This window comes from Moraxella equi (genome assembly GCF_002027555.1).
In the GTDB taxonomy this organism is placed as follows: Bacteria; Pseudomonadota; Gammaproteobacteria; order Pseudomonadales; family Moraxellaceae; genus Moraxella; species Moraxella equi.
On sequence record NZ_MXAP01000005.1, the window covers coordinates 1 to 8187 of the forward strand.

Sequence of the window (8187 nt, forward strand, 5' to 3'; positions counted from 1 at the left end):
GAATGTTCAACGTGTTCTAATCTTCATCGTATTTTGCGAAAATGTTGTGAATGTTCAACATGCCCCTAATTTTAACCTTCAAACTTCCTAACCACCAACGCCGAGTTCGTTCCGCCAAAACCAAAGCTATTACTCATTGCCGAGTTAATTTTGGTTTGGCGAGCGGTCGTTACAATGTCAAAGGCTTTTGCTCCATCATCAAGCTCAGTGATGTTAATGCTTGGGGTGATAAAGTCATTGTTCATCATTAGTACGCAATAAATCAGTTCTTGCACGCCCACCGCTCCCAAGCTATGCCCTGTCATGGATTTGGTGGAGCTAATCGGTGGGGTTTTGTCCGCACCACCAAACACCTCTGCAATGGCGTTTAGCTCAGTAATGTCGCCAAGTGGCGTGCTTGTGCCGTGTGAGTTTACATAGTCCACCGTATCAAGTCCTGCTTGTGTTAGGGCGATTTGCATACAGCGAGTCGCCCCTTCTCCGCTTGGGGCAACCATCTCCGCTCCGTCCGATGTCGCCCCATAGCCCACGATTTCGGCTAGGATTGTCGCTCCGCGAGCCTGTGCGTGTTCTAGACTCTCCACGACCACCATACCGCCACCACCTGCGATGACAAAGCCGTCTCGGGTACTATCATAAGGGCGACTTGCGGTGGTGGGTGTGTCGTTGTAGCTCGTACTCATCGCCCCCATGGCATCAAACATACACGACTGCGTCCAATGCTCGCTCTCGCCCCCACCTGCGATGACCATGTCCGCTTTGCCAAGCTGGATAAGCTCCATGGCATGACCGATACAGTGGCTAGATGTGGCACAAGCGGACGACAGCGAGTAGCTAATGCCCTTAATCTTTAACCCTGTGGCAAGCGTGGCGGAAACCGTGCTACTCATGATTTTTGGCACTGCCATGGCTCCTACGCCACGAAGCCCCTTGGCTTTCATGTTATCCACCGAGCTTACGACATCTGCCGTGCTTGCTCCGCCTGAGCCTGCCACGACCGCTACACGCACGTTGTCCGCCACGTCATCAAGGGTGAGACCTGCGTTATTAATGGCGGACAAGGCGGACACATAGGCGTATAGGCTAGCGTCCGACATAAAGCGTTTTAATTTGCGGTCAATGCCTGATACGTCAAGCGTACTTTGGTCAATCGAGCCTGACACGCACGATTTAAAGCCATTGTCGGCATAGCTTTGGTTAAAGATAATGCCTGACGTGCCGTTTTTTAGGCTATTGGTAACGGTAGCTAGGTCATTGCCGATATTTGAGACAATGCCCATGCCTGTGATGACGACTCTTTTCATAAATATTTTCCAAAAAAGTTTGCTAAAAGTTTACAAATGTAATGCTGATATTGTAACAAATTATGACCTAAAAAGGTAGGGCGTGTCTACCCTTTATAACACTATTTACATTTTAGAAAGTTTATAGAAATAAAATGATGTTTTTGCATGAAAAATGGCTATCCGACCACTTAATTTGAAAAATTAAGTTAAAATCTTAAAAATTTACCCAGTTAAGTGGTCGGATTGTTTTTCATCGTCAAAAACTTGTCTGATAGAAAACTCACAGCCTTTGTTTTTTCCTTGAAAAACATGCGATTTTTTCATTTCTCATTGCAAATACAAAAGGTAGGCATGCCCTAATTTTCAATCAAATTTATCACGCATGATAAAAAGGGTAACAAACGAACATAAAAACGGCGACCGTAGCCACCGTTTTATTTCAATTGGAGCGTGCTTGCCCTTGGTATTTCAATAAAAATAGAGAAAAAAATACAGCCTGATAGTCACTCTGTTAAATAAATTTTTGACTTCAAATCACAATATTTGTGCATTTTTCATGAAAAAATAATCATTATATGTACTGCAAGATAAAAATGCAAACTTGTACAAAATGAATTTTAAAAAAATCAATGACTGAAACAATCTATTTTTTTAGAAATTCATCATGTATTACTAACCCTATATATATAATCCCTGCAGAAACAGAAGATAATATCAATATATTCATCACAAAATATACTTTTAATAAACTAAAAAATATAGGCAACCATCCACCAATTAATATGATTAAACCGATTATTTTTAAATTCTTAAATCCAATCAGGTGTTGAAATTTTGATTGATGACGAGAAGTGCTTATCGCCAATAAAAAAAATCCAATCATATAAAATATAAAAATAACAAGGTAAATCATATATATCCCAGTTTTTTATTAAAGAAATGAAAGTTAATTGACTTAAATATCATCTTGAAAAATTTAATAAATATCTTGCAAAGATTGATTATTTGTTTATAAATAAATATTCTAATCCATAGAGAAAAAGAATATTTATCAGACTTTAGACGTAATGCGAAATAAAATATTTACACATTCAAGCCCTGATATTTTCTAGGGTTTAAAAATTGAAAAATGCTGCAAAATCATTATTTCGCAGTGGCTCTTTTGTATAATTGTTTTTATTTTTATTTTTCATAATTTTGCCAATATTTAATAATTCTTAGATTTATCAAAATAAGCATAATATCATTTGCTATTTCTCATTATTTATACAGATTTAATTTTATTATTTTTTACAAAATAATAAATATAGTAAAAAAATATAGAAAATAACAGAATAGTTAAATCAAAAAAAACAAAAACCCAATCATTAGAAAATATACTATTAATTATTCCTCGATTTGTCAATATTATACTTAAAATAGGAAATGCAAAGCATAATAATGAAGTTGTTAAAGCCAAAATCATCCACGATTTTTTGGCATTTAAAAATAAAGATATCATTATTGATGTAGTAAGAGAAATAAAAAATATCAATATCTCTGTTTTGTCTCTATTAATCATATCATTAGGCAATAGGCGATTTGCCCACATAAATATAATGGTAGCTAATGGTACTCCTATGATGACACCAGCGTTTGTTTTATTTGTCAGATAAAAACCAAGATATTTTTTACCTTTTAATTGATTTTTCTTTTTTACTGTCCACATTACTAGACCTGTCGCTATCATCGCCGTACCTGACAATCCTAGTAAAAACAACGCAAATCGCATGGGCATGCCCATTACTCGCCCTTGATGCATGCCTACAATAGCATTTTGTGCTAACAATCCTTTTGGGTATTTTGGATTGCTTCTTATAAAATTGCCTTGATAATCATAAATATTAAAAGTGCTCAATCTTGAAAAATGCTTATCGTTTCGTGTTTCTATAGAAATCTGTGCCGAAGTGGTATTAAAATGGTTGATACTAACAATCTTAATATCGTGGTTTGTATGGAGTCCCCAAGATGATTTGGCATGATGAATAATCGGTAGGATGTTTGGAGTTGTAGCAGGTTTAGCTTCATCCGTTTTTTTTGCCCACCAATCAAAAGCATAATATTGGCTATGAGTATCGGGAGATATATTAGCAATTTTTTCCGAATAGGGTAAATACATATTGACGAGTGTAATAATGCCTGTAAACGCAATCATTAAATGAAAAGGCAGGGGAAGAACCGATAAAGCATTGTGTGCATCTAGCCAAGAACGATGTCCTTTTCTTGCACGAAATGTAAAAAAATCTTTAAAAAATTTTTTATGTATAATCACACCTGTAATAGTAGCAATAAGCATCATAAAGCCTGCAATACCCACCAAGTATCTCGCCCACATGACAGGTATATAGTGCAAGTCAAAATGCAGACGATAAAAGAATTCACCGCCAAGGCTGTGTCCGCTACTTTGCAGAAAGCCTTCTCGTGTCGCTACGTACTGTTTATAGTTCTCTCTACCTCCACTGGTTTGAACACCGATTCTTAAAGGATTGCGTTCATCACCAGAGTAAATAAAAACCCTATCAGCGTCAGAATGGTGTGTATCAACATAATCTAATGCTTGCACAATATCATTATCTGTGGTCTTTCCAATTGTTTGGTAAGCATGAGGCATTGTTATGATATTAATTTCATCTTTAAAATAACTTAATGTGCCCATAAAAAACATAAAATATAATAACCAACCCAATAGCAAGCCCATCCAGCCGTGTACAGGGGATAGCAGTTGGCGAATACTGGGAGCTTTTACTTTTTTTCGGTGTACTGAACTCATGGATTTTAAATGGATTTATAAAAAGAAGGATTGGCTGTATGGATTGGTATCCAACAATACCAATGATTAATTGTATTTGGAAACCTAATACGTGAGAAGATATCATTAGACTTCTTAAGAAATTATGGTTTTGTTGAGTTTGTAAAAAAATTCAATTTCAATAAAATTAAGGTTTTTAAAATAGAATTTTTTTGAGTTTCATAATTCATAAAGATATAACAAATAGTTTTTGGTTTTCATTTGCCAATAAAATTAGTGAAATTTGGCACAAAATACCAGCAAAGAAAAAATAAGAAAAAATTCAGGATTATCATAAAAATCCAAGCTTTTTTCAAAGAGTAAATGCAAAAAATCAATACAAAAGTGAATGAACCTCCAACCACCCCAATGATTTTACCCCAAGCAACTGCTGATACATTAAGTATTGGCAAGGCTAATGGCAATACTGAAATCAAAAAAGCTGTCAAATAAGACCCAAAAATTGCCAACAAAATACGGCTGGCAATTTTTGATTTTTGATAAATGGTTGATAAATTGCAGATAGGGTTCATTACTTATATTTATGCATAAATAAGTTGAAGGCTAATGTACTGTTATAATAAGTTTTGTCTGACAATTCTTTGTTTTGGTTCTCTACCTCATGACCAACTTGCAAAACGGTAATGCCTGTGCTTTGCACCACAATATGTGCCTTGCCGTTGTCGTCTGTTACAATAAATTCGCCCTTGGGGTTATTGATATAGTCTTGAGCAATCTTAGCATTAGCAAGTGGTTTGCCCTCAAATAATACTTGAACAGGTAGCTTGTCACCGATGTTTAATTGAAAAGGGTCTGACAGTGCGATAATTTGTAACTGTAGCTCATCTGCCGATGACATGGGCTTATCTTGGTTGTCAAACAAGGTGATGTTATTTTGTACATAAACCGTGCCACTCACCGCATCTTTCACCTCAAGTTTGGATTTACGGTGCCATTCACCCTTATTGTCCTGAGTGTAGTAACTAGGTTTGTAGGTGCTGATGACGGCACTAACATCTTTGGGCATATTAACAGTGATGTTGTTTTTATTGGCAGTTGTACTAATGGCGATTGATTTGCCTTGTTTATCCAAACCACGAATGCTGTCTAAAACATCTGTATCATAACTGGCATCATCACCCCATTCTCCAAAGACTATGGCAAGCTCTCCTGCACGCTTATCAATCCAAAATCCGTGTGCCATGGCAGTGGATGTCATAAAAGATAAAATTAAAGCACCTAGTAATTTTTGCATACTCACACCTTTTGTTTAATAACTGTATAAAAACCTAGCATCCTAATAATAAGTGATAGATTTATTGAAAATAATAACAATTATTATTAAAAATGTCAATATATATTTTAATTTTTTAAATTTTTGTTAAAAAATATTTTAAAATGTTATTGACTAAAATAAAAATAAGAATTATTATTGTAATCGTTTGTAAATAAATATTTTTACTGACAAGTATCGATTGCTGTTTATCCACTGTTGTGTATCTATCATACAATAGGCTTCCTACAAAACTCTGATTTCAAAAACCGTTTGTGGTGAGCCTGTTGAGCCATGACGGTTTTCTGGCCCGAAGGCATGGCTCAGGGCGAGCAGAATATCTAATATTGCAGGCAGTCTAATCATTAAAGGGCTCATCCTGTTATTCCACCCATGTAATAAGGCTTGGTATGAAAAAATTTTCTCAGAAACATCTTAGCATTGCAATATCCGTCGTTTGTTTTAGTCAGACTGCTTTTGGCGAAAACATTCCTGTTAATATGAAAGAGCCACACGTAGTTCTTGCTCATGAAACCATTAATTTTGAGGACTACAATCGCTACACTGTCCCCAATTCAACAGCTTCGGCAGGGCTAAGTCTTAGCAATACCGAAACCCCTCAAATGGTCAGTATGCTCAATCAGGCTCGTATTAAAGACCAAAATCTACAAACAATGAAAGAGGTGTTGGATAATACCACTGGTATTAATGTGGGCAATATAGATGGCGGTAGACTAAGTTTTAGTTCTCGTGGTTTTAATATTGAGCAGTTTAGTGCTGATGGAGCGGACATGGATTTTAATGCCCAAATGTCTGTAGGGGAGACCTTGGTGGGAACGGATATTTATGACAGGGTTGAAGTTACTCATGGTGCTACTGGGTTGCTGACAGGCTCAGGAGAGCCATCCGCTCGTATTAATATGATACGCAAAAAAGCCATTTATAATACACCTACAGGAGAGATATCTGCCAACATAAATCGTTTTGGTAATTACGGGGCAAGCCTTGACTATGGTCAAGCTCTAACCAAGAGTGGCAATGTTCGTGGTCGCATGGTGCTTAACCACCAAGATGGTGAGACGTTTATTGATGGTGAGGAACGTGGGCGTACTTCTTATTACGCCACGGTGCAGGCTGATTTAACAGATAAGACTACATTTGATATTGGTGCCGTTTATCGAAAAAATAAGCAACATGGTGTGATGTGGGGTGGTTTGCCAACATATTTTAGCGATGGCTCTAAGACAAATTGGGAGTCTAGCAAGAACAACAGTGTGGATTGGACTCGTTGGGACAATGAAACTAAAGAGTATTTTGGTAGTCTGCAACACCACTTTAATGATGATTGGGAGCTTAATTTAAAAGCCTACCATATGGACACCAAAGGCAATCCAAAATTACTTTACCATAGCTATAACACCGTAGACAAAACCACAGGGCTTCCATCTAATGTTAGAGACCCTGCATGGACATACAATAGCTACATTGCCAAAAATGCCACCAAGCAGACATTTTATTCTGCCGACATTAAGGGGTGGTTTGATTTGTTCGGTAAGGAACATCAGCTTACGTTTGGTGCAAGTCATCATACCGATAAGCGTGATGCCCGTTCAGTCAGCCTTGGTAGTGACCCAAATGCCCTTACAAGTCTTTATGATTGGCATGGCGGTAGTTATCCCGAACCAATATGGCCCACCCTGCCAGATACGCCACAAGCTGAAGTGAAGACTACAGAAAAAAGCATTTATGGTGCAGTGCAATTAAAAATTGCTGAACCTCTAACACTGGCATTGGGTTCACGCCTGTCTGATTATGATAAAACTGGTTTTCAGTGGGGCAGAACAGTGACTGCAAAAGCCGATCATGTTTGGACGCCTTATGCGGGTATTATTTACGATATCAATGATAGCCAATCAGTGTATGCTAGCTATACCAGTATATTTAAGCCTCAAAGTGTGCGTGGTATTAATGGAGACTACCTTGATGCAGAAGAAGGCAACACCTACGAGTTGGGTTTCAAAAGTGGTAGCCCAGACGGCAAACTGCAAGGACAGGTAACACTGTTTCACGTCCAAAAAGACAATATGGCACAAGCCATGGTGGGAGATTGTAACGCAGGGCGTTCATGTGTACAAGGCACCGAAAACAGCACTAAAGAAGTGGCTTATACCGCCACAGATGGTAATACCAGTACTGGAATAGAGGTGGAAGTTAGCGGCAAGCTTAGCCCAAATTGGCAAGCAATGATGAGCTTTTCCCAATTTAATGCTAAAGATCGCAATGGAAAAGCCATTAATACCACATCATCTGACCGCATGATTAAGCTTTGGACGATACATGATATGAGTCGTTATATCAATGGTCTAAGCATTGGTGGTGGTGTGAATTGGTATGGAGAGCGTTATGCTTACCTAACCAACCCTGCAACAAACACACAGGAAAAATACGGTCAGGACAGTATATTTCTCGTCAATCTAATGGGGCGTTATCGTGCAAATCCCAACTTAGATTTCCAGCTCAATATAAATAATGTGCTTAATGAAAAATACTTCTCTGGAACAGGGTTTAATCAAATTACCAATGGTGAACCCTTGAATGTCTCGGGCAGTGTAACTTACCGATTCTAATCTGTAGCCACATCAGCTGTTGTTGTATTAAACCGTTTGCCTCAATTTATTAAAGGTAAGCGGTTATTTTTGTGATAAGTCGTGGGGCAACACAATCATTAATCTCTTAAAGACTGATAATGAATTATGCAAAAGGACAGGCGAGGTTAGGTGGTTATCTATACCAACCGAACT

Annotated in this window: 6 protein-coding genes; 1 reads left to right on the forward strand and 5 read right to left on the reverse strand. The window is 37.7% G+C overall.

Annotated features, from left to right (window positions below):
- Positions 1-71 precede the first annotated feature (71 nt).
- From B5J93_RS00270 to B5J93_RS14140, 5 genes are all read right to left on the reverse strand, one after another.
- Positions 72-1304 (reverse strand): beta-ketoacyl synthase N-terminal-like domain-containing protein, encoded by a 1233-nt coding sequence (locus B5J93_RS00270; protein WP_079323880.1) that lies wholly within the window; start codon positions 1302-1304, stop codon positions 72-74.
- A gap of 1246 nt (positions 1305-2550) precedes the next feature.
- On the reverse strand, positions 2551-4095 hold the full coding sequence (locus B5J93_RS00280; protein ID WP_079323882.1) for a PepSY-associated TM helix domain-containing protein: 1545 nt from the start codon (positions 4093-4095) through the stop codon (positions 2551-2553).
- A gap of 236 nt (positions 4096-4331) precedes the next feature.
- The gene (locus B5J93_RS00285; RefSeq protein ID WP_079323883.1) at positions 4332-4646 is read right to left on the reverse strand and encodes a hypothetical protein; all 315 of its coding nucleotides are present in this window, start codon (positions 4644-4646) and stop codon (positions 4332-4334) included.
- Positions 4646-5368, reverse strand: coding sequence for a DUF4198 domain-containing protein (locus B5J93_RS00290; RefSeq protein WP_079323884.1), 723 nt, complete (start codon positions 5366-5368; stop codon positions 4646-4648). Before B5J93_RS00290 ends, B5J93_RS00285 begins: the two co-directional genes overlap by 1 nt.
- Before the next feature lie 264 nt (positions 5369-5632).
- Positions 5633-5764 carry a hypothetical protein gene (locus B5J93_RS14140; RefSeq protein ID WP_265734196.1) on the reverse strand — a complete coding sequence of 44 codons (132 nt, stop codon included), beginning with the start codon at positions 5762-5764 and terminating at the stop codon, positions 5633-5635.
- A 32-nt stretch (positions 5765-5796) separates the two neighbouring features.
- Between B5J93_RS14140 and B5J93_RS00295 the strand changes: the two genes are divergently transcribed.
- A complete protein-coding gene (locus B5J93_RS00295) occupies positions 5797-8013 on the forward strand; it encodes a TonB-dependent siderophore receptor (RefSeq protein ID WP_079323885.1) in 2217 nt (738 codons plus the stop codon).
- Positions 8014-8187: the final 174 nt, after the last annotated feature.